This is a genomic window from Bacillus sp. J33 (assembly GCF_000518885.1).
GTDB lineage: Bacteria > Bacillota > Bacilli > Bacillales > Cytobacillaceae > Cytobacillus.
This window is the reverse complement of sequence record NZ_JAEL01000187.1, coordinates 1-2,211: the sequence shown is the minus strand read 5'-3', so window position 1 is coordinate 2,211 and position 2,211 is coordinate 1. Positions and strand designations below refer to the sequence as shown.

The 2,211-nt window shown below is 31.0% G+C and carries 2 protein-coding genes; both read right to left on the bottom strand.

Annotation, left to right across the window (positions count from 1 at the left end; genetic code table 11):
* Window positions 1-312 precede the first annotated feature (312 nt).
* Window positions 313-897 carry a hypothetical protein gene (locus tag L634_RS0128465; protein ID WP_026585302.1) on the bottom strand — a complete coding sequence of 195 codons (585 nt, stop codon included), beginning with the start codon at window positions 895-897 and terminating at the stop codon, window positions 313-315.
* 305 nt (window positions 898-1,202) lie between these two features.
* On the bottom strand, window positions 1,203-2,015 hold the full coding sequence (locus tag L634_RS0128460; RefSeq protein WP_026585301.1) for an AAA family ATPase: 813 nt from the start codon (window positions 2,013-2,015) through the stop codon (window positions 1,203-1,205).
* Window positions 2,016-2,211 lie beyond the last annotated feature (196 nt).

The following is a 2,211-nucleotide window of genomic DNA, read 5'->3' as shown; positions in this document are numbered from 1 at the left end:
CTTTGGCATGCCTACTTTTCCATCACTCGCTAGTTTTAAAACAAGGATCATTTCGTATCTAGTAATTTACTTTGTTAGCTTGATGGGCATGTGGTAGGACCCCTATAAGATAAATAAAAAAACCGAAATGCTGATCACATTTCGGCTACATTCTTGTGTTAATTTTTCTTCTTTATTAGTATCTGTGTTTTCTACATCATTAGAAATTTCTGTGTCATTTGTTGAACATGCCACTAGAATAAAAGATAAAAGCAAAATAAACAATATCCTCATAAAAACGCTCTCTCAAAATAAGATTTAGTTTTTTTTAATTTAATCTTGGAAAGATGTTACTTCCCCATCCTTAAGGTAAACGTATTTATTTAATTCTCTGTAAACCCATTGTTCACTTGACCCTTTGGCAGTAGTTGTTGAATTAATATCGTTAGGAAAACCCATAGAAACGACTAGTTCAAATTTATCCATTCCAATATCAATAGTTTGAGTATTGTATATTTGTGTGAGTGGATAAATTTTGTCCTTTAGTAATTTCACATAATATTTATTTCCTTTTTCTTCATGATTTTTAATGATAATATCGTATCCTTTAGTATGTAAGGAATTCATGTTTTCCTCAACCGTTCTTTTCTTATAGTCCACACTATCTTCGGTAGTGAGAATGTAATAAACTTCACTGTACTTATCAATTATTCCCCTTGCCTGATCCTCAATTGATTTACCATTATCCTCGAAAATTTCCCTACACTGTTCTAATGGAGTTTCAAGACAGACCTTTGAGATTGCCTCTAGTGGACTAAGTTTTTCTACAGGTGCATTGTTCGTTACTTCCTTTTCTTTATTTGAACATGCTGACAAAACTAGCATTAGTAAGAAAAGTAGTAGGATTCCTTTTTTCATAAGAAAATCCCTCCTATAATTATATAGTTAAATATTACCACTATAACAGGAGTATTAGATCGTGTTTTTTCTAAAAATTTCAATTTATTACATTGTTTTATTCGCTTCAATGGATTCTCACATGCAATCAGATGGGCAATCGTCGACTTTATTTGTTCATTAAGGGTAGACTCTAGATGAACAATTTCAAGTGTAGTATTATCAAGGTTGTCACTTTAGATGTTATTTTGCACCTGTTTTAGTTGCTATTTTGCATTATAAATAATAAAAAAAGCTATCAAATCCAAATGATAGCTTTTTTATATTTACTTAATTCCAATAACTAAACTATCTCGTGCAGCTTCAACAACTTCAGTTGTAATGGTATCAAGATTATTAATTTCAAGTATTCTCTCAATCTGTGTGAAAAGTCTCTGTATAAGCCTAAAATTTCCTCCAGTAATCTTAATGATACTGGTTATTGCTTCATAATCGGAAAAATCTTCAAGTTTTACTTTAAGTCCTAACTCTTCCCATTTATACTCCAATATATGATGAGTTTCATCTTTACTAAGTTTATCAAATTCATGAGCAAATCCTATTCTAGAGTAAAGTTGGGGATATCGAGCTAATCGCTTCTCAATACCGGGCATTCCAATTAATATCATTGCTAAGTCGTTTCGATCATAAATATCTCTAAGTTGTTCTAAATTTTGCATTTTTAGTCGATCTATTTCATCAACAATAATCAAGTCGATATCTTCATAAGTTCTAGTAGAATTCGGTTCTTCTTCTCCCTTAGTAAGTACTTCATACATAGTTTTTACCAGTTTTATTCTAGTTCCAATTGTACGAATTTCGTCGGTCATTTTAGTAGCCCGTACTGCAGGAGCTGTATAAAAAATTGTTTTTGCTTCAAGTATCTTTTCATCTGCGTTTATGCCAATTTCATTTGCTTTTTTATAATCAATTTGCTTCTCGATGAAATCCCAATTTGAATAGTACCTTGAGGATAATGTTTTTCCAACGCCGGGCAGTCCATAACAAATACCTATATATTTATATTTGATACACGCATCACAGAACTCAGCAAATCTTTTGTATTCTTTTGTTTCAATAAACTTTTGCACTTTATTCATTCAAATACCTCTTCAGTTTTGACTTTTTTGAATCAGATTTACTAAGCTGGTTATTTGAATTTTTTTGCTTTGATAAGACAATTTCTTCTACAACAGTTTTTCTTGTATTTGGCAAGCAAAAAATGCATGAAACGGCAGTTTAAAATGTAACCACTTGCCAACATTATTGCTAGTTTTGTAATAATGACTCTTTATA